Annotated in this window: 20 protein-coding genes; 13 read left to right on the forward strand and 7 right to left on the reverse strand. The window is 63.6% G+C overall.

What is annotated here, in order from left to right; all coding sequences use genetic code 11:
* Positions 1 to 19: 19 nt before the first annotated feature.
* The 6 genes from N551_RS0131520 (at position 20) to N551_RS0131545 (ending at position 6,316) form a co-directional block, all read left to right on the forward strand.
* Positions 20 to 1,018 (forward strand): TRAP transporter substrate-binding protein, encoded by a 999-nt coding sequence (locus tag N551_RS0131520; RefSeq protein ID WP_027570314.1) that lies wholly within the window; start codon positions 20 to 22, stop codon positions 1,016 to 1,018.
* A 9-nt stretch (positions 1,019 to 1,027) separates the two neighbouring features.
* The gene (locus N551_RS0131525) at positions 1,028 to 1,621 is read left to right on the forward strand and encodes a TRAP transporter small permease subunit (protein WP_027570315.1); all 594 of its coding nucleotides are present in this window, start codon (positions 1,028 to 1,030) and stop codon (positions 1,619 to 1,621) included.
* A 34-nt stretch (positions 1,622 to 1,655) separates the two neighbouring features.
* On the forward strand, positions 1,656 to 2,960 hold the full coding sequence (locus N551_RS0131530) for a TRAP transporter large permease (protein ID WP_027570316.1): 1,305 nt from the start codon (positions 1,656 to 1,658) through the stop codon (positions 2,958 to 2,960).
* A 354-nt stretch (positions 2,961 to 3,314) separates the two neighbouring features.
* Complete coding sequence (locus N551_RS0131535; RefSeq protein ID WP_027570317.1) at positions 3,315 to 5,033, forward strand: PQQ-binding-like beta-propeller repeat protein; 1,719 nt, start codon at positions 3,315 to 3,317, stop codon at positions 5,031 to 5,033.
* Positions 5,034 to 5,075: 42 nt separating this feature from the next.
* The gene (locus N551_RS37575) at positions 5,076 to 5,516 is read left to right on the forward strand and encodes a cytochrome c (RefSeq protein ID WP_245287900.1); all 441 of its coding nucleotides are present in this window, start codon (positions 5,076 to 5,078) and stop codon (positions 5,514 to 5,516) included.
* Positions 5,517 to 5,548: 32 nt separating this feature from the next.
* Positions 5,549 to 6,316 (forward strand): ABC transporter substrate-binding protein, encoded by a 768-nt coding sequence (locus N551_RS0131545; protein WP_027570318.1) that lies wholly within the window; start codon positions 5,549 to 5,551, stop codon positions 6,314 to 6,316.
* Positions 6,317 to 6,400: 84 nt separating this feature from the next.
* On the opposite strand, the gene N551_RS0131550 is transcribed toward N551_RS0131545, so the two are convergent.
* Complete coding sequence (locus N551_RS0131550) at positions 6,401 to 7,045, reverse strand: glutathione binding-like protein (RefSeq protein ID WP_027570319.1); 645 nt, start codon at positions 7,043 to 7,045, stop codon at positions 6,401 to 6,403.
* Positions 7,046 to 7,161: 116 nt separating this feature from the next.
* Here N551_RS0131550 and N551_RS0131555 point away from each other — a divergent pair, with 116 nt between their 5' ends.
* Entirely contained in the window at positions 7,162 to 7,806 is a 645-nt protein-coding gene (locus N551_RS0131555; protein WP_027570320.1) for a TetR/AcrR family transcriptional regulator, read from the forward strand.
* Between the two features lie 169 nt (positions 7,807 to 7,975).
* Here the strand turns inward: N551_RS0131555 and N551_RS0131560 are convergent, their stop codons facing one another.
* Positions 7,976 to 9,943: a methyl-accepting chemotaxis protein gene (locus N551_RS0131560; RefSeq protein ID WP_027570321.1), complete on the reverse strand. Its 1,968-nt coding sequence runs from the start codon at positions 9,941 to 9,943 to the stop codon at positions 7,976 to 7,978.
* Positions 9,944 to 10,061: 118 nt separating this feature from the next.
* A complete protein-coding gene (locus tag N551_RS0131565; RefSeq protein WP_027570322.1) occupies positions 10,062 to 11,027 on the reverse strand; it encodes a glyoxylate/hydroxypyruvate reductase A in 966 nt (321 codons plus the stop codon).
* A gap of 144 nt (positions 11,028 to 11,171) precedes the next feature.
* Between N551_RS0131565 and N551_RS0131570 the strand changes: the two genes are divergently transcribed.
* From N551_RS0131570 to N551_RS0131585, 4 genes are all read left to right on the forward strand, one after another.
* Positions 11,172 to 11,540 carry a YciI family protein gene (locus N551_RS0131570; protein WP_027570323.1) on the forward strand — a complete coding sequence of 123 codons (369 nt, stop codon included), beginning with the start codon at positions 11,172 to 11,174 and terminating at the stop codon, positions 11,538 to 11,540.
* Positions 11,537 to 12,853 (forward strand): RNA polymerase sigma factor, encoded by a 1,317-nt coding sequence (locus N551_RS0131575; protein WP_027570324.1) that lies wholly within the window; start codon positions 11,537 to 11,539, stop codon positions 12,851 to 12,853. The genes N551_RS0131570 and N551_RS0131575 overlap by 4 nt, the downstream gene beginning before the upstream one ends.
* 94 nt (positions 12,854 to 12,947) lie before the next feature.
* Positions 12,948 to 13,484 carry an SRPBCC family protein gene (locus N551_RS0131580; protein WP_027570325.1) on the forward strand — a complete coding sequence of 179 codons (537 nt, stop codon included), beginning with the start codon at positions 12,948 to 12,950 and terminating at the stop codon, positions 13,482 to 13,484.
* Positions 13,485 to 13,520: 36 nt separating this feature from the next.
* Positions 13,521 to 13,934, forward strand: a complete 414-nt coding sequence (locus tag N551_RS0131585; protein WP_027570326.1) for a VOC family protein — start codon at positions 13,521 to 13,523, stop codon at positions 13,932 to 13,934.
* Between the two features lie 107 nt (positions 13,935 to 14,041).
* On the opposite strand, the gene N551_RS0131590 is transcribed toward N551_RS0131585, so the two are convergent.
* The 4 genes from N551_RS0131590 to N551_RS0131610 form a co-directional block, all read right to left on the reverse strand.
* Positions 14,042 to 14,395 carry a hypothetical protein gene (locus N551_RS0131590; RefSeq protein WP_027570327.1) on the reverse strand — a complete coding sequence of 118 codons (354 nt, stop codon included), beginning with the start codon at positions 14,393 to 14,395 and terminating at the stop codon, positions 14,042 to 14,044.
* 435 nt (positions 14,396 to 14,830) lie between these two features.
* Complete coding sequence (locus tag N551_RS0131600) at positions 14,831 to 15,241, reverse strand: hypothetical protein (RefSeq protein WP_371180161.1); 411 nt, start codon at positions 15,239 to 15,241, stop codon at positions 14,831 to 14,833.
* Positions 15,242 to 15,350: 109 nt separating this feature from the next.
* Complete coding sequence (locus N551_RS0131605) at positions 15,351 to 16,139, reverse strand: SDR family NAD(P)-dependent oxidoreductase (protein WP_027570329.1); 789 nt, start codon at positions 16,137 to 16,139, stop codon at positions 15,351 to 15,353.
* A 121-nt stretch (positions 16,140 to 16,260) separates the two neighbouring features.
* Positions 16,261 to 17,925, reverse strand: a complete 1,665-nt coding sequence (locus N551_RS0131610) for a PAS domain-containing methyl-accepting chemotaxis protein (RefSeq protein ID WP_027570330.1) — start codon at positions 17,923 to 17,925, stop codon at positions 16,261 to 16,263.
* A 317-nt stretch (positions 17,926 to 18,242) separates the two neighbouring features.
* Here N551_RS0131610 and N551_RS0131615 point away from each other — a divergent pair, with 317 nt between their 5' ends.
* Together N551_RS0131615 and N551_RS0131620 are read left to right on the forward strand one after the other, a co-directional pair.
* Complete coding sequence (locus tag N551_RS0131615; RefSeq protein WP_027570331.1) at positions 18,243 to 18,605, forward strand: nuclear transport factor 2 family protein; 363 nt, start codon at positions 18,243 to 18,245, stop codon at positions 18,603 to 18,605.
* 159 nt (positions 18,606 to 18,764) lie between these two features.
* Complete coding sequence (locus tag N551_RS0131620) at positions 18,765 to 19,169, forward strand: YciI family protein (RefSeq protein WP_027570332.1); 405 nt, start codon at positions 18,765 to 18,767, stop codon at positions 19,167 to 19,169.
* Positions 19,170 to 19,205 lie beyond the last annotated feature (36 nt).

Raw genomic sequence — 19,205 nt, forward strand, 5'->3', positions numbered from 1 at the left:
TAGCAAACGGAGGGGCTCAATGATCACGCGACGGAATTTTACCGCGGGCGCCGCGACGCTGCTCGCCGCCGGCCACATCTCGACTCGCGCGCGAGCTGCGACGGTGAGCTGGGACATGTCGACGGTATGGCCCGACGGCAATTTCCACACTCAGAACGCGTTTGCCTTCGCGGAAGAGGTGAAGAAGCAGAGCAGCGGCTCGGTCGCAATCACCGTGAAGGCCGGTGGACAGCTCGGCTTCAAGGGCCCCGAGCATCTGCGCGCCGTGCGCGACGGCCTGGTGCCGCTCGCCGACGTCCTCAACATCCAGCAGGTCGGCGACGAGCCCTTCATGGGCGTCGAAAGCATTCCCTTTCTCTGCGGCTCAATGGACGAATTGAAGGTACTGCACAAATATGTGCGGCCCGAATACGAGAAGGTCGCCGCGCGCAACAACCAGAAAATCCTCTACATCGTGCCCTGGCCGACGCAATATCTGCATCTCAAGGTCAAGGTCGCCGATGTCGACGGCTTGAAGAACATCAAGATCCGCGTGCCCGACAAGAACGCCGTCGACATGCTGGCCGTGGTCGGCATGGCGCCGGTGATGATTCCCTGGGGCGAGACCATCCCCGCGCTGGCCTCAGGCGCGGTCTCCGGCGTCTCCACCTCGGCGGTGTCGGGCGTCGACGGCAAGTTCTGGGAATTCCTGAAATACATCTACCCGACCAACCACGTCTGGTCGTCGCAGATGCTCACCGTCAATCTCGATTCCTGGAAGGCACTGAGCGCCGATCAGCAACAGCTTGTCGCCGGCATTGCCGCCAAGATGGAGCCGGGCTTCTGGGCGAACTCGCTCAAGGCGGACGTCGACAGCCTCAACCGGCTCAAGGAAGGCGGCATGGAGGTGGTGCCGGTCTCGGAGGCCATGATCACGGACATTCGCGCCAAGACCGCGCCGCAGCTCGAGGCTTTCGTCAAGCGCGTGCCGGCGGCCGACAAGCCGGTGCGGGCCTATCTCGCCGAAATGAAGCGCTGAGGACTTGCAGTGGCGAATGTTTTGCCTGCGTCGTCCCAAAGTCTCAACGCGGCGGCGCCAGCGCCGCTGCGCATCCTGCTCGACGGCATCGACCGTCTTGGCCGGTTGGACGGCTGGATCGGCGGCGGCTGCCTCTTGATGCTGACGCTGCTGATGCTGTGCGAGGTCGCAACGCGCTTCCTCTCGAACTTCCTGCCGTTCTTTCCGCCCACGATCTCGATCGCGTGGGAGTATTCCTCCTATCTGATGGCGGCGTCCTTCACCTTCGGCGCCGCCATGACCCTGCGCGTCGGCGGCCATATCCGTGTCGTGCTGCTGCTGAAGAACGTCCCCGCTCCGTTTCAGCGCGCGATCGAAATCCTGTCGGCCGCCGCGGGCTTCGCCTTCATGGCCTTCCTGACATCGTCGATGGCGAAGTTCGCCTTCGGCGCCTATGTGCGCGGCCAGGTTTCGACCTCGAGCGACACCCCGCTGTGGTTTCCGCAGGCCGTCGTCACCTTTGGCATGCTGCTGCTGACGCTCCAGTTCCTGGCGCGCGCGATCCAGGCCGTGCTCGGCCTGCCGCTGGAGGATCACCGCATGAAGGCCTCGCCCGTCGAATGATCGCCCACGCGCCAGCCAGCGGACACCGGATTCCATGACCATCGAAGTCGTTGCACTCTTTGCGATCCTGTTTGCGCTTCTGGCCTGCGGCGTCTGGATCGGCCTGACGCTTGCGCTCACTGCGACGCTGCTGCTGGCGATGTTCCGCTCGATCCCGCTCGACAAGCTGCTGCCGCAATACGCCTGGAACATCCTGACCACGCAGGAGCTGCTGGCGTTGCCGCTGTTCATCCTGATGGGCGAGCTGCTGTTTCGCACCCGTCTGTCGCGTTCGCTGTTCCAGGGGCTCGCGCCCTGGGCGGGGCTTCTGCCGGGTCGTCTTCTGCATGTGAACGTGATCGGCTGCACCATCTTCGCGGCGATCTCCGGCTCGTCGGCGGCGACGACGCAGGTGATCGGCCGTATGTCGCTCAACGAACTGCTGCGCCGTGGCTATTCCCGCGACATCGCGATCGGCTCGCTCGCCGGCGCCGGCACGCTCGGCTTCTTGATCCCGCCGTCCAACATCATGATCATCTACGGCGTGCTCGGGGACGTCTCGATCCTGAAACTGTTCACCGCCGGCGTGCTGCCCGGACTGTTGCTGGCGGCCACCTTCATGGGGTGGGTGATGCTGCACACGTCCCTCAACCCCAGCATGGTGCCTGAGACGGAAGCCAAGCTCTCGCAGGTGCCATGGCGCGAACGTTTTGCGGCGCTGAAGGATCTCGCGCCTGCGCTATTCCTGATCGCCTGCGTGCTCGGCTCGATGTATGGCGGGCTGGCGACGCCGTCGGAGGCCGCCGCGGTCGGCGTGCTCGGCGCGGCGCTGGTTGCCTGGGCGCAGGGCTCGATGTCGCAGCAGGTGATCCGCGACGTGCTGATCGGCTCGGTCGTGACCTGCTCGATGATCGCACTGATCGTGCTCGGCGCCTCGATCCTCGGCAACGCCGCGGCCTTCCTTGGCATCCCGCAGGCCGTCGCCGCCTTCGTGAAGGGCTTGGGGTTATCGCCCTTCATGCTGATCGTGGTGCTGATTATCTTCTATCTGATCCTCGGCTGTTTCCTCGACGGCTTCTCGATGATCGTGATGACGCTGCCGATCGTGCTGCCGATCGTGAAGGGCGCCGGCTTCGACGAGATCTGGTTCGGTATCTTCCTCGTGCTGGCGGTCGAGATGGCGCAGATCACGCCGCCGGTCGGCTTCAACCTGTTCGTCATCCAGGGCCTGACCGACGATGGCCTCGGCTACATCGCGCGCGTCACGATGCCGTACCTGCTCATCATGGTGGGCTTCGTGCTGCTGCTGACGCTCTGGCCCGGCATCGTCACGATCCTTCCGCGCGTGCTGTACGGGTAAATCCTTCCTCGGGCCTTGGCGCTATCGCCGCCCGCAGCAGTCTGAGACTGCGAGGCCAAACGAACCGGTCAGCGCAACTGACGTTTGCAATCCGCGCCGCGCGTCAAATTCGCGCCGTGCGCGTGTTTCATCTTTGCGCTCCTCGTCATCCGGCGTACGCTGCTGCAGCGAGGATAAGCGCAACTGCAACCAGTCCAGAGACGTAGCACCTTTTGGCGATGTCCGCCGAGAGAGATCGAGAGCCGTCGGCGGCTCGTATGCGATGGAGAAGGCCGACAGAGAGCGGACTGCAGCATCCCTCGCGGTGGCGTCTGTGAGACGCAAGTTAAACAGCCATAAAAGCGGGAGGAACGGATGAGGAAGCGTTGGTGTAAGTCTGGTCTACCTCTTATTGCCGGCGCGACGCTGATGGTGTCGTCGGCCTTGGCCCAGTCCGTGGATACTGCGCGGATCGAGAACGGCGGTCAGAACGATTGGCTGACCTATCACGGTTCATACAAATCCTATCACTACAGCCCGCTGGCGCAGATCAACGCAAACAACGTCGGTAATCTGAACGTTGCCTGGACCCATATTCCAGGACGCTCGACCCGCGGCCTGCAATCGATGCCCCTCGCGGCGGATGGCGTGCTCTATTACTCGGGTTCTTACAGCCGGGTTTTTGCGCTCAACGGCGCGACAGGCGAGGTGATCTGGTCTCATTTTCCGGAGCTTGACGAGGCACTGATCTCCCGTCAGACCCATTCCCCCTACAATCGCGGCGTAGCGCTCGGCGAGGGCAAGGTTTTCGTCGGCACCATGGATGGCAGGGTTCTTGGCCTGGATATGAAGTCGGGGAAGGTCCTCTGGGAAACCAGGTTGATCGACTCGCAGAAGCTCACGGTCGGTTTCACCGGTGCACCGCTTTACGCGAAGGGTACGGTGATCATCGGAGCGCAAGGCGGTGAATGGCCGGGCCGCGGCCCGATCTTCGGCCTGGATGCCACCACCGGGAAGAAGAAGTGGGAGTTCTTGACCGTCGCCGGCACCGACGAGGCCATGAAGACGTGGGGAAACGATTCCTGGCGCACCGGCGGGGGTGGCGGCTGGATGCCGGGCACTTACGATTCCGAGACCAACACAATCCTGTGGGGCACCGCAAACCCGGCGCCGCTCTACGATTGGTCGGGCGCCGATTACAAGACGCAAGGCGCGCGTCCCGGCGACAATCTCTACACGAGTTCGGTGATCGGTCTCGACGTCGATACCGGCAGGCTGAAATTCCATCATCAGGAATTGCCGCACGACGCCTGGGACTTCGACAGCGCGGTCGGCGAGTTTGTGATGCTCGAACGCGACGGTCAGAAGTTCGTGGTTCACCCGAACAAGGGCGGTTTCGTCTTCGTCTATGACCGCAATCTCGCCGTGAAGAACGTCTGGCGGCTCGTTGAGAACATCAATTTCGTCAAGGATATCGATCCCAAGACGGGTGCCTTGATCGGCCGTCGCGACTTCAGCGCCGGGAAGGTCACCGAACCGCCGCTGTGCCCCTTCATTGGCGGCGGCGTCAGCTGGAACGCCGGCTCCTACAACCCGAAGACAGGCCTGTACTACAAGATCGGCCAGGAATGGTGCATGACGCTCGACGTCCAGAAGACGACGCCGGTTACAGCGCCCCAGGTCCAGCTCAACATCGGCGCCGATTTCAAGATGGTACCTCCTCCGGGCGGAGAGATTTATGGACATCTCGACGCGCGCGACCCCATCACCGGCGCCAAGAAGTGGGAGGTTCGCTATCCCGAGCCGCCGCTCGGAAGCGTGCTGTCAACTGCGGGCAATCTCGTATTCGTGCCCGACTCCCGCGGCATCCTTCATGCCTACGATGCCGAAACCGGGGCTGAGCTGTGGAGTCACAACAACGGCACCGGCCACCAGGGCGGCATCGTCAGCTATTCCGTCAATGGCAAGCAATACATTGCCGTAGTCGCTGGCTTTGGCGGCATGCTGGCGGACGAATACGCGCCAAACTTCGGCGGCGCCTACAAGAGCATGCCGCGTGATGACGGGGCGCTTGTCGTCTTCAGCTTGAAATAGATCATCGCAGATTGCCGGGGAGCAGGCGCAAGCTTGCTTCCCGTGCATTGGAATTTCCCGGTGTGCTTCAGGACTCGTGCTTCAGGACTCGTGCTTCGAGACGTGGCGCTTCAGGATATGGAGCTGGATACCTTGAACTTGCATTTCAAGAAGATCACCGCGCTGCTATCGGCGGTGCTGGGCGCCTCGTCGCTGTATGCCGCACTGGTTCAGGCGCAGTCTGCCACTCCCGTACCCGACAACGGGACGCTCGACGTCGAGCAGTTATTCGCAGGGACTTGCGGCTTTTGTCACTCTGCTGGCGGTCGGGCCGCCGGCAAGGGACCGCAACTGATGAATTCGCCGCGCGACGACGACTATCTGCACAGCCGCATCAAGAACGGCAAGTCTGGTGCGATGCCGGCATTCGGCGGGGCCTTCACCGACGCGCAGATCGACCAGATCGTCAAATATATCCGCGCCCTGAAGCCGCGCGAGGGCTGAATGACCAGCCGATGTCGATACGAGAACGCGGAATGAAAGCAGTTCTCCCGCTTGTGGTCGGCGCCGCGATCGGATTGCTGAATCCTGCGCAGGGGCGGACCCTGGACGCGATCCGCGCGTCCGGTGTGCTCGGATTATGCGCCCATCCGAACTCGCTTCCGTTCGCAAGCAAGGCGGCCGATCCACCCGGCTTTCAGATCGAATTGGGCGAGGCGCTGGCACACGAGCTCGGCGTCTCGCTGCGTCTCGACTGGATCATCACCCAGTACCAGATGCGGAGCGCCGGATGCGACATCGTTCTGGACGTCATCGCCAACCGCGAAGCGCAGGGTGAAACCCGCTTGAGATTCTCAAAACCGTATTACCGCACGGGCGTCGCCCTCGCCGTCCCTTCATCCAGCGCGCTGGCCTCGTTCCAGAGCCTCAACGAGCATACCAAGGTCGGGGTGCAGGTCGGATCCGTCGCGGCCATGATCATCGGCCAACGGCACGTCCCGACGTCGACTTTCGGCTTCGAGAGCGACAGCCTCGATGCCTTGTCAAACCATGAGATCGATGCCGCGGCGGTCACCCCCACCGCGGCGAGTTATTTCAATCTGACGCATCCGGACAAGGCATTTCGCATCCTGGATCGCGACGAATCCATAGCCGATCTCAACTGGAACGTCGCGGTCGGCATGGTCCGTCCGGATGATGCATTGCGCGACATCATCGATGGAGCGATTGAACGGCTGCGAAGCGACGGCACGATCGATCGGATATACGGCCGCTACGGGGTCGTACTGCAGACGCCGAAATAGCCAATTGTTCGGGACGCGGTTAGTCGCGCTTTAACCCGTCGTCCCGGCCGCATTGGCCGGAACGACGGTCGTTTCGAATGTCGCTTAAGCCGCGGCCTTCTTCCGCGCCTGCTCGGCCTTGTACAGCTCGAATTCTTCCGCGATCGCGCGTGCGACCGACGGCCGTTGACGCAGGCGTTCGTAATAGGCCTTCACGTTCGGCCATTTGGCGAGCTCGATCGGCGGCGTCGCCATGGTCCAGTTGATGACCGTGACGAGATAGGCGTCGGCGACGCTGAAATGGTCGAGCAGGAAGTCGCGCCCCTTCAGGTAATTGTCGAGATAGTCCAGCCGCGACAGGTTCTTCTCCAGTGCGTAGGCTTTCGTCTCCTGCGGCGCCTTGCGGTCGAGCACCGGGATGAACAGGCCCTTGTGCAGTTCGGTGCCGATGAAGCAGAGCCATTGATGCAGCCGCGTGCGATCGATGCCCGCTGCGGCGCCGAGGCCCGATTGCGGGAAGCGGTCGGCGATATATTGCAGGATCGCGGCGTTCTCGGTCAGCACCACGCCCTCGTCAGTGCGCAGTGTCGGCACCAGGCCGATCGGATTCACGGTTCGAAAATCAGTGCCGTCGCTCAGCACTGTCTTGGTCGGCGGATCGACTTCGAGATAATTCGCTTCGGCGCCCGCTTCATACAGCGCGACGCGGCTCGCCATCGAACAGGCGAGGGGCGAGAAATAAAGATCCATCTTGAGCCTCCTTGGGCAATTCCTCGATGTGACTTTTGTAGTGTCGCTCAACCCGGCCAGATTGATTTTTGTACTGTCTTGCATATTATGGAGGCGGTCAAGGATTAAATTGCGAAATGGTACAAAAATCCAAGCCGCCAACTGCTGCCACGGAGCCCAAGCGCCGCGGACGTCCGCGCGCCTATGAACCCGACGTCGCGCTGGGCAAGGCGCTCGACCTGTTCCGCACGCAGGGCTTCGCGGCGACCTCGCTCGACGATCTCAGCGAAGCCACCGGCATGAATCGCCCTAGCCTCTATGGCGCCTTCGGCGACAAGCGCGAGCTCTACATCAAGAGCTATCAGCGCTACCGCGAGGAAGCGCGCGCATCGATGGTGGAGATCTTTCGCCAGGAGATGCCCGTGCGCCGGCGGCTGGAACGCATCTTCGCCTCCGCGCTGAACATCTATCTCTCCGGCGAGACCGGCCCGCGCGGCTGCTTCACCGTGGTCACAGCGGCCTCCGAAGCGGTCGGCGATCCCGACATCCGGGCCATGGTGCTCGATGGCCTCAACGAGCTCGACAAGGCATTTGCAAGTTGCTTCCGCCGCGCCAAGGAGAAAGGCGAGTTGTCCGACAGCGCCGATCCCGCTGTGCTGGCGCAGCTCGCATCCGCAACCGTGCACTCAATTGCCATCCGCTCCCGCGCGCGTGTGTCGCGGAAGGAGCTCGAGGCGATCGTGAAGGGGGCGATCGACGTGATGGTGGGAGGAAAGAGCTAGACGGTGGCGTGGCGGGAGTATCTCCCAAACGCCGTTCTGGCGAAAGCCAGGACCCATAGCCACCGAATTTGGTTTGGCGAAGGTTCGGAGTTGCCGCCGTCGCGCCGCAGCTCCTCCCTGGGGTAATAGGTCCTGGCTTTCGCCAGGACGACACTGAGTTGTAGCCTCGCTACGCCGCGCGAATGTGCGCGAGGAAGCGGTCCACCTCGTCGCGCAGCCGCTGCGATTGTTTCGACAGCTCGATCGCCGAGCCCAGGACTTCCTCGGCCGCTGTTCCCGTCGCGGCGATACCGGCGGTGACGCCCGCGATGTTTTGCGAGACCTCGCCTGTGCGGGCGGCTGCCTGCTGGACGTTCTGCGCAATCTCCTGCGTCGCGGTGCCCTGCTGGCCGACGGCGGCGGCAATCGCGGCGGAGATCTCGTCGACCTCCTGGATCGTCGCGCAGATCGACTGGATGCCGTCCACTGCGCCGGTGGTCTCGCCTTGTACTGCGGTCACCTGCGCGCCGATCTCCTCGGTCGCCTTGGCGGTCTGGGTTGCCAGCGCCTTCACCTCGGAGGCGACCACCGCAAAGCCGCGGCCGGCTTCCCCCGCGCGGGCCGCCTCGATCGTCGCGTTGAGGGCCAGCAGATTGGTTTGCTCGGCAATGCCGCTGATGAAGGAGACGACGTCGCCGATTTTCTGCGCGGCGTCGGCCAGACTTTGCACGCGCTCATTCGACCGTCGCCCGTCGCTGGCAGCTTTGCCGACCACCGCCGTCGCGTGCGCAAGGCGCCGGCTGATCTCGGTCATCGACGACGATAACTCTTCCGCGGCGGCAGCAACCGTCTGCACATTCTCGGAGGCGAGCGCCGAGGCCGATGACACCGTGCCGGTCTGCTGCCGTGATCGCTCGACGATATCGGACATCGAGCGCGCCGTGTTCTCCATCTCGACCGCGGCCGAGGAGACCGTGGTGACGACATCGCGGATGCTGGCTTCGAAATTGTCGGCGAGCGCGGCGAAGGCGCGCCGTTTCTCCGCTTCGGATTGCGCCTTGGTGTCGGCCTGTTCGGCCTGGAGCCGGTTGAAGTTGACGGCGTTGTCGCGGAACACTGCGACAGCCTTGACCATCGCGCCGACCTCGTCATTCGCCTTGCTGGCGGGGACGGTGACATCGAGGTGTCCGTCGGCCAGCTCGCGCATCACGCTCGTGATGGAGATGATCGGACGCGAGATGCTGCGGGCGATGAGATAGCCGACGATGGCGGCGAGCCCGAGCCCGAGCGCGGCGATGCCGAATGCCAGCAGCCAGGCACGGTCGGCAGAGGCCACATAGTCGGCATTGTCCATCACCAGTTCGACCGCGCCGAGCGGCTTGCCGGAAAAATCCCTGATCGGCCCGAGCAGCGCGGCCACCGGCGTGGTGTCGAGCTTGGCCTGCCGTACCGTGAAGTCGCCGCCGGCGGCGCGGCCGTAATCGGCCGCATCGAAGAAGCTCTTGCCCTTCAGTGTGCCGCCGAACAGCTTGAAGCCGCCGCCGTCCGCGAGATGGAAGGCGATGTCGACATGGCGGTTGGTCTTGAAATCGTCGAGGAAGGACTGGCCGAAGGTCAGGCCAAACTCCACTGAGCCGAGATGCTTGCCGCCTTGCGCGATCGGCACCACGCCGCGGATGCCGAGCCCGGCCAGGCCGCCCTCGAGCCCGACCACGACCTTGTGCTCCTGGTTGGCGATGATCACGGTTTTGCGAAAGCCCGAGAGGTCGTCGCCAAATTTGGCAGGCTGGTGCACGCGCAAGAACGAGGTCGCGGGCGCCACGTGGAATTGGAACTGTTCGACGCCGTACTCCGATTTGGTCGCGGCAAACACCGGCCCGAACAGGCCGATTAAAGCGTTGCGATCCTGTTTGGCCATCGCGTCCTGCGTCGCGGGCATCGCGGCCACGACGGCGCTCATGGCGGCGGCACGCTGGGATTCCTCGGCAATTCGCGACTGGAGCGCGTCGTAATGACTGCGAAGCTCGCGCTGGTCGGCCCGGTCGATGATGCCGGAAATGATCCACATCGCCCCGAGCACGGCGAACAGGGCGGTCGCCGCCGCCGTCACCGCCAGCGCAACCGTGATCCGCATCCTGAGGCCGAGCGTGAAGCGCATGTCCGACTCGTTCGTTGAGCGTTGATTAACAACGCCTATCAACTTCTCGCTAAGAGAGGGTGAACGGGATACCGGCCGGCGATCAGTGATTTTACGGGCCCGGGTGGCACGTGAGGTCTCAGTACCCCCGCGTCCGGTCCACCAGGTTCTCCAGCACACCACCCGCCTCGAACTGCGCGATTTGCTGGGCGACATAGGTCGAGATCGCATCGGCGTCGGTATCGGCGGCGTTGTGTGGCGTTAGCAACACCTTGGGATGGGTCCAGAACCGGCTATCCGCCGGCTGCGGTTCCTGCACGAAGACGTCGAGCGAGGCGGCGCCCAGCGTGCCGTCGTCGAGGCAAGAAAGGATGTCGGCTTCGTTCTGCAGGCCGCCGCGGCCGGCGTTGATCAGCACGGGCGCACCGAGTGGGCTTTTGCGGTTGAGCTTGGTGAAGACGTCGCGGTTGAGGATGCCGTGTGTATCGGGCGTCAGCGGCAACAGGCTGACGAGAATATCGGTCGTGCGCAGGAACGCGTCGATCTGCGCCGCGCCGTGGAAGCATTCGACACCCGCGATCGTGCGCGGGCTGCGGCTCCAGCCGGCGACGCGGAAACCAAGCCGCCGCAGCACATCGGCCGCGTCAGTGCCGAGCGTGCCCAGTCCCATGATACCGACCGTGACGGCGCTCGCCGGCCATTGATAGGTCGGCTCCCAGCGCTTTTCGCGCTGCGACTGGCGCAGATAAAGCTCCTGGCGATGGTGCATCAGCACGTGCTGCACGACGTATTCGGTCATGCGGCCGGTCAGATCGGGCACGGCGACACGCACCAGCGGCACGTTCGGAAGGCTCTTGTCCGCCATCAGCGCATCGACGCCGGCGCCCAGATTGAAGATCGCACGCAGATTGGGGAAAGAGCCGAGGTCGCCCGGCACCGGTTTCCACACCGCGGCATAGTGCACCTCGGCCGGATCGAGCCTGGGATCGGGCAGCAGCGCCACGCGGCGGCCGCCGCTGACCGCGTCGAACCGGGCCTTCCAGCGCTCCGGCAGCCAGTTCTGCTGCGTGCTGTTGATCAGGACGGCCAGTGTGCCCACGGTCATTCGAAGTGCCTCTTGAGGTTCCGCTTTTGAAGGCTCTCCTTGGCACGATCTGCCGGATTTTTCTTGCAATTTTTTTCCGCAGCCATGTCGGGGCAAGGCATACTGGATCGTCTTCAAAACAAGCGCTCAGAGAAGGTACTGCCCATGCTTTATGCGATCCTTTGCTATCACGACGAGGACTTCGTCGGCTCCTGGAGCAAGGACCAGGACGAGGCCGTGATGAAGAAGCTCGCCGTGGTGCAGGAAGGTCTCGCGAAGCAGGGCAGGCTCGGCCCCGTGGCGCGGCTGCTGCCGACCACTGCGGCAGCGACGCTGCGCAAGGAGGACCCGCCGCTGGTGCTCGACGGCCCTTACGCGGAGACCAAGGAGCAGTTGCTCGGCTTCTATATCGTCGATTGCAAGAACCTCGACGAGGCGCTCGACGTTGCGCGCGACCTCGGATCGGCCAATCCCGGCGGCGCCTATGAAGTGCGCCCGGTGGGCGTGTTCAGGCCCGGAGGGAATCTGACGTGAGCGAGGCCGATACCGCCTGGATCGAGACCGCGCTGACCTCGGCGCGCCCCCAGGCAGTCGGCGCGCTGCTGCGCTATTTCCGCGATCTCGACACCGCCGAGGAGGCCTTCCAGAACGCCTGCCTGCGCGCGCTGAAGACCTGGCCGCAGAACGGACCGCCGCGCGATCCCGCGGCCTGGCTGATCATGGTCGGTCGCAACGTTGCCATCGACGAGGTGCGCCGCACCCGCAAGCAGCAGCCGCTGCCCGAGGACGATCAGGCGATCTCCGATCTCGACGACGCCGAGGGCGCGCTCGCCGAGCGGCTCGACGGCTCGCACTACCGCGACGACATTTTGCGGCTGATGTTCATCTGCTGCCATCCGGGCCTGCCGGCGACGCAGCAGATCGCGCTGGCGCTCCGCATCGTCTGCGGCCTGACCGTGAAGCAGATCGCACGCGCCTTCCTGGTGTCGGATGCGGCGATGGAGCAGCGCATCACGCGCGCCAAGGCCAAGGTCGCCGAGGCCGGGACACCGTTCGAAACGCCGGGCGCGGTCGAGCGCTCGGAGCGGCTCGCCGTTGTCGCGGCGATGATCTATTTGATCTTCAACGAGGGCTATTCGGCGAGCGGCGACACCGCCGCAATCAGAAAGCCGCTGTGCGAGGAAGCAATCCGGTTGGCGCGGCTGCTTTTGCGGCTGTTCCAGAGCGAGCCGGAGATCATGGGGCTCACGGCGCTCATCTTGTTGCAGCATGCGCGCAGTGCCTCGCGCTTTGCCGCGGATGGCTCGCTGATCCTGCTGGACGACCAGGATCGTTCGCTGTGGAACGGCACGATGATCGCGGAAGGCCTCGCCCTGATCGACAAGGCGATACGCCATCGCCGCAGCGGGCCCTACCAGATCCAGGCCGCGATTGCCGCGCTGCATGCCCGCGCGGCGACGCCCGAGGAGACCGACTGGGCGCAGATCGACCTGCTCTATGGTGCGCTGGAGGTGGTGCAGCCCTCGCCAGTGGTGACGCTCAACCGCGCGGTCGCGGTGTCCAAGGTGCGCGGACCGCAAGCCGCGCTCGACCTGATCGAGCCGCTGGCGCCAAAGCTTGCCAATTACTTCCATTTCTACGGCGTGCGCGGCGCTTTCCTGATGCAGCTCGGCCGCAACGACGAAGCCCGCGTCGCCTTCGACCGCGCCATCGCTCTCGCCAACACGTCAGCAGAAGCCGCTCACATCCGCATGCATCTCGATCGCCTGATCCGGGACAGCCAGCCCAAGGGCGCCCATGGCGGCGCCAGGCAAGACGCCAAGGTCAAAGACGCCAAGGTGAAGTAGGGAGCGCCTGCTTCGGGCGTTGCAAAATTTTCGCTTCGCCTTGTCGGATATGGCCCTCTCCCTTCGTCCTAGGACCGTATCGAGGGAGCCATTCATGCTGAAAGCCGTTGCCATCATCGCCGTCGTGCTCGCTGTCGGACTCGCGGGTGTCCTCGTCTTCGCATTGACGAAACCCGGCACCTTCCGTGTCGAACGCAGCCTCGCTGTGAAGGCGCCCGCCGATGCGATCTATCCGCTGGTCGCCGATTTCCATCGCTGGACCGCCTGGTCACCTTACGAGGGCCGGGACCCCGCGATGAAGCGCAGCTTCGGCGGAACTGCGCCAGGCAAGGGCGCGACCTATGCCTGGGACGGCAACAACAATGTCGGCGCCGGCCATATGGAGATCCTCGAGGCGAGTGCGCCGTCAAAACTCCGCATCAAGCTCGACTTCGAGCGGCCTTTCGAAGGCCACAACACCGCCGAGTTCACCTTTGTGCCGCAAGGCGATGCCACACTGGTCACGTGGGCGATGTCCGGTCCGGCCCCGTTCCTGTCCAAGGTCATGCAGGTGTTCATCAACATGGACAACATGATCGGCAAGGATTTCGAGGCGGGCTTGGCCAGCCTCAAGAAGCTCACCGAGAAGTAGCGCCGTACCCCGAACGAAAGCAAACGGAGAGAAACGATGCTCAATCCTTATCTATTCTATCAGGACACCTGCGAAGCGGCATTCAATTATTACGCCAAGGTGCTCGGCGGCAAGATCGACGCTATGATGCGTTCGTCGGACGCGCCGCCGGACATGGCGGCCGCGCCCGGCCGCGAGAAGACGATCATGCATGCGCGGATGTCGCTGCCCGACGGCAGCGTGCTGATGGCCTCCGACGCACCCAGCGAGCATTTTCACAAGCCGCAGGGCTTTTCGATCTCGTTCACGGTCGCGGACCCCGCGGAGGGCGAGCGCAAGTTCAACGCGCTCGCCGACGGCGGCAGCGTTACCATGCCCTTCAGCAAAACCTTCTGGGCCAAGGGCTTTGGCATGTGCGTCGACAAGTTCGGCATTCCCTGGATGGTGAACTGCCCGGCCGAGGGAATGTGACAGGCGCGATCGTTTGACGCGCTGGGCGGCGATCCCCTCTCCCCGACGATGCGGAGAGGGGCGCGCATGAGATGTTGCGTCATGTGCCGATCGACCGCGTGCCGCTCTCAGCGGATCGATCCGGTCACGTCGTTGCTCGGTGGTTGGGAGGAGGGAACGCAGCGCGGACAGATCACGAGCTTTGTCCCGAGCTGCCTGTCATTCTCCGCTTCGATTTCGTCATGGATTGCCCACCACGCAGCGGAGTACGGGTGCAAGGTGCCGAGTACTCTCTCCCGCTCCTGATTCGGATCACTCGCCGCGGGAGCTTGGGTCGCCGCACGACGCTTCACGACGAAGGGACGGTTCGGATCCTGACCGAGGCCGTCCCATGCGATCGGACGGCGCTCCTGCGCAGGCGCGACCACGCATCCCATGAGCGTTGCGCAAAAAGTGAGCAAGACAAAGCCGTGTCGCATCATGCCGGACACCTTGGGTGTTGTAGCGACGCGCCAAGTTCGCTTGCCGAAGCTTGCGTCGCACCGCTCAAATGGAACCTAAGGGAAACGCCTGGCCGACACGGCCGAATATGGATGTTGCTGTCGCATCACATTGCGGGAGCAGTGAGGCCGCTTCGTGAAATGATGCGGACCGCATCGCACAACAACTGGCGCAATATTAGGCTGTGAACTCCGGGACAGAATCGTTATTTATTTCGTCATAAAATTCTAAAAAACTGGGGCGGGCGTACTTGGAAGGGGAGCGACCGATGGCGGCGGCGCTGCAGATCAACTTTGCACTTTGGGGTATGCTCATCTGCGCGAGCATGGAATTGACCGAGCTGATCCAGAGTTTCTATTAGACCTCAGGAAGCGTGTGACGGGCGGAATTGGCGGGCGCCTGCGTCCGCCTGATCATCACCGGCAGCGTGGATAGATCGCGGCGAGGTCGCGTCCCTTCAGCAGAAGCAACCGCGACGAGAGGCCGCCGCGGCGGCTGATCCAGTCGCGCACCGGGCCGGGATAGGCCGCAAGCACCGCATCGGATGCTTCCGGCTCGGCGTAGAAGCGTCCGCGCCGATCGACCGATCGCGCCGCATGGAAGCCGAGTACGGCACGCTTCGTCACACAAATCCGCTCGCCCGGCACGATGCTCAGCACCAGCGTGCAGGCGGACAGGCAGGGACCGTCGATCACCACGCGCTCGCCGCTCTCGCGCACCTTCTCGAACAAATCGAGGAAGGGCCCGACCTGTCCACCGGGCGACTGGATGATGCGGATTTCGGCCGAGGCAGGTGTGGCGGCGAGCAGCGCGGATGCGAACATCATGGCCTTGAGGAAGGTGACGCGCCGCATGAAGCCTCCGCGAATTCGAGTCCGTAGGATAGGCCAATGAGAAGAGCTGGGTGGCGCTTCGCTAGGCCAACCTACGCCGTGTCTATCCGTTCCGCCGTTCGCCGCGCAGCGTCGGCAGGCCGATGCCCGCCGCATCGAAGCCGCCATCGACGGCCAAAATTTGGCCGGTGATGTAGCTCGATCGTTCCGAGCACAGGAAGTAGATGGCTTCGGCGAGTTCCTCTTCCAGGCCGTAGCGGTTGAGCGGGATGGCGTCGTGATAGTCGGCGCGGATCTCCCTGGTGTGCACCTGCTTCGCCATCGCGGTGTCGACCGGTCCCGGCGCGACCGCGTTGACACGGATGTTGAGGGACGCGAGCTCGACCGCGAGCTGCTTGGTAAGGTGCGCGAGGCCGGCCTTGCTGGTGCCGTAGGCCGAGCGCAGCGTCGAGGCGCGCACCGCCGAGATCGAGGTGATGTTGACGATGGCGCCGCCATTGCCGTCGCGCATCAGCGGCACCGCCGCCTTGGTGCAGAGGAACGGGCCGGTGAGGTTGACTTCGAGCACGCGCCGCCAATCGGTCTCCGACGTCTCCATCAGCGGCGCGAACACGGCAATGCCGGCATTGTTGACGAGCGCGTCGAGCCGTCCAAACCGCTGTTCGACCGTCGTCATTGCGGCGGCAACCGCGGCTGCGTCCGAGACGTCGCAGGTCAACGCCAGGGTGGCCTCGTCCCGGCCGATCTCGGCGACCGCGCGGCCGAGCAGCTCGCCCTCGATGTCGAGCAATGCCACCCGCCAGCCCTCGGTCAAAAACTTCTTCGCGGTCGCAAGCCCGATGCCGCGCGCGGCTCCGGTGACGAGGGCGATTTTCTGCGGGGTGGCGGTCATAGCTTATCCGTGGTTCGGGAATTGAAGCGGTCTCCCTACCACGAAAGCCGCGAGGAGACGCGACAAACTATCGCGCCCTTTGGCTCTTCGAGGCTCTCCTTTTGCAGCCGCGCAGGTCGGCCTACGCCAGCTCCGCCGTGGCGCGCTGCATGTTGGCCGACATGTCGGCCGTCACGATGCTCTGTTCCTCAACCGCGGCGGCGGTGGAGGCGATGAACTCGTTGACGCCGGCGATCGCGACCTTGATCGCGGTCAGCGAGCTTGCAACGTCGCCGGAGATGGTGTTCAGCGCGTCGATTTCGGACGTGATGGTGTCGGTCGCCTGCTTGGCCTGGTTGGCGAGGCTCTTCACCTCGGAGGCGACCACCGCAAAGCCGCGGCCGGCTTCGCCCGCGCGCGCCGATTCGATGGTGGCGTTGAGCGCGAGCAGGTTGATCTGGCCGGTGATGCCTGAGATCATCTCGACGATGCCGCTCATCGCCTGCGCCGCCGCGTTCAACCGCTGCGCCTGGCCGTCGGCGGCCTCGACGCGAGTGGTCGCGACCTTCGAATTCTCGCGCGACTTCGCCATGGTGGCGGAGATCTCGCGGATCGATGCACTCATCTGTTCGCTACCGGCCGCGACCGCCTCGATCAGACCGCGCGCGTTCTCGGCTTTCTTGCGGCCGATCGCCTGCGCGGTGATGTCGGTGGCATATTTCACCACCTTGTAGGGTTTGCCGTTGAGGTCGAGGATCGGATTGTAGGACGCCTGGATCCAGATTTCGCGGCCGCCCCTGGCGATCCGCTTGTATTCGGCGGCCTGGTATTCACCGCGGTTGAGCGTCTCCCAGAACTGGCGGTAGGCAGCCGTATTCTTCTCGTTCGGCTCGACGAACATGGAGTGGTGCTGTCCCTTGATCTCCGCCAACGAATACCCCATCGCCTTCAAGAAGTTCTCGTTGGCGGTGCGGATGGTGCCGTCCATGTTGAACTCGATCACCGCCTGCGATTTCTGGATTGCGGCGAGCTGTCCGTCATTGTCGGCGGCCTTCATCTTCTGCGCGGTGACGTCGGTCGCGAACTTCACCACCTTGAACGGCCTGCCCATCTCGTCGAGGATCGGGTTGTAGCTTGCGAGAATCCAGATTTCGCGCCCGCCCTTGCCGATCCGCTTGTATTCGGCGGCCTCGAACTGGCCGCGGTTCAGTCGCGCCCAAAAGTCGGCATAGGCCGAGCTGGCGCGATCCTCCGGCGTCACGAACATGCTGTGGTGCTTGCCCTGGATCTCGTCGAGCGAGTAGCCCATCGCGCCCAGGAAATTCTCGTTGGCGGTGAGGATGGTGCCGTCCATGTTGAATTCGATCACGGCCTGGGCACGGTTGACGGCGGCGATCTTGCCGGCATCCTCCATGGTCTTGACCTTGTATGCCGTGATGTCGGTGGCGAATTTAATGAAGCTGACCACTTTGCCGTTCTCGTCGCGCAATGGCGCGTAGGAGGCGTGGACCCAGACTTCCTTGCCGTTCTTGCCGAAGCGCTTGTATTGCGTGGTCTGGAACTCGCCGCGGTTCAGGCTGGCCCAGAAATCGCGATAACGGGCGCTTTCGCGTTCAGTCGCGCTGACGAAGATGCTGTGATGCTTGCCCTTGATCTCCGAGAGCGTATAGCCGCTCATCTTGAGGAGATTTTCGTTGGCATCGAGAATGGTGCCGTCGAGGCCGAATTCGATCACGGCCTGGGATCGGTCGAGCGCCTCGACCTCCGCGACCGCGTGCCTGACTTTCTTGCTTTGGAAATTGAACACGTAAGCTCCGCCTAATGCTGAGGGGCGAATCAGCCGGATCGTCATACCGTTTCGCTCAAGCTAAAAAGTTGCATGGGCTTCTTTAGCAACTGTAAACTCCTGCACGAGGCGGCGCCCGTTCTGTCTTTCGCACGCCTCGGCCATGTTGCTCAGGTTGCAAGTATTCTTGACTCATATGCACGGCGGAGTTCATAGAACGCGCCGTATTTGTACGGGCCACCGCGTGCATTATTTTTCGCGTGGTTGCCGCCGGACGTGATGTCGGCGCGGGTGCGCCTCAATCGTCTTCAAGACGATGCTGATCACGGAACCGTTCGATGACTGACCCCGAGCGCCTAATTCTAGACCTTTTCGCGGCCTATCTCGGAAACGACCGGCAACGGGTCGCCGACGCGTTGGCCGACGATTTCCGCTTCACCAGCCCGTTCGACGACGACCTCGACAAAGCGACCTATTTCGAGCGTTGCTGGACGGACACCGGCTGGATTGCGCGGCACGACATCGAGCGGATTTTCATCCAAGGCGACGAGGCCTTCGTCACCTATCTCTGCCTGGCGACAGATGGCAGGAGCTTTCGCAACACCGAGTTCTTCACCTTCGCCGGCGGCAAGGTTCGCCGCATCGAGGTCTATTTCGGCGCTGCCCGGCAGGACGGGCGTTTCCTGCCGCAGGCGCGCTAGCACCAGCCAATAACCTCCAGAATAATTTTCGTCACCTGTCGGTTTCGTCAAGGTTCCTTCGTCTTGGAGGTGGGGGCGGGCGGCCCGGGCTGTCGCTCCCGTCCATCCGGAGTGGCGCCGCCGCGCAACCCGAACGACAAAAGCACGCAAGGAATGCTCATGCGATTCATGATGCTGATGATCCCGCTCGGCTACGAGACCGCGGCGCCCGACGTTCAACTCGATCCCGAGCGGGTCGCTGCGATGATGCGCTACAACGAGGCGCTGAAGGACGCCGGTGTGCTGATCACGCTCGACGGCCTGCACCCGCCCTCGATGGGCGCGCGCGTCTCGTTTGCGGCCGGCAAGCCCATCGTGACCGATGGTCCGTTCGCCGAGGCCAAGGAGGTCCTGGGCGGCTACTGGATGATCGAGGTTGCCTCGCGTGCCGAGGCGATCGCCTGGGCCAAACGGTGTCCGGCCGCACCGAACGAAATCATCGAGATCCGTCAGGTGCAGGAGATGAGCGACTTTCCGCCTGACGTGCAGGAGGCCGCCGCCGGTTTCGGCGACCTCAAGAAATAGCCGCAGCTTCGGCTATCCATCACCAAGGGAGAGAAC

Origin of the sequence: Bradyrhizobium sp. URHA0013, from assembly GCF_000518345.1 — a bacterium.
GTDB lineage: Bacteria > Pseudomonadota > Alphaproteobacteria > Rhizobiales > Xanthobacteraceae > Bradyrhizobium.